At 41.0% G+C, this 266-nt stretch carries 1 rRNA gene; it reads right to left on the bottom strand.

Features of this window, described 5'->3' with window-relative positions:
- Positions 1-214: 214 nt before the first annotated feature.
- Positions 215-266 (bottom strand): 16S ribosomal RNA (locus tag UJ203_RS20800); the annotation flags it as partial.

The raw sequence follows: 266 nt of genomic DNA, 5'->3' as shown, positions 1-266 counted from the left end.
CTCCTAGTGCCAAGGCATCCACCGTGCGCCCTTTCTAACTTAACCGTTAAAAAGAATCACTATGTGATATCTTGTGTTACTAATTGAATGTGATGTCTACTGTTATCTAGTTTTCAAAGAACACGTTTCGAAGGAATGATCCTTCAAAACTAAACAAGACAGGGAACGTTCTGTTTATAAGACCCAAGGTCTTATATTCCGTAAATATCCTTAGAAAGGAGGTGATCCAGCCGCACCTTCCGATACGGCTACCTTGTTACGACTTC

Origin of the sequence: Bacillus sp. V26 (genome assembly GCF_034296245.1) — a bacterium.
Lineage (GTDB): Bacteria > Bacillota > Bacilli > Bacillales > Bacillaceae > Bacillus > Bacillus halotolerans.
The sequence above is the reverse complement of the archived record's forward strand: the minus strand, read 5'-3'. Positions and strand labels throughout refer to the sequence as shown.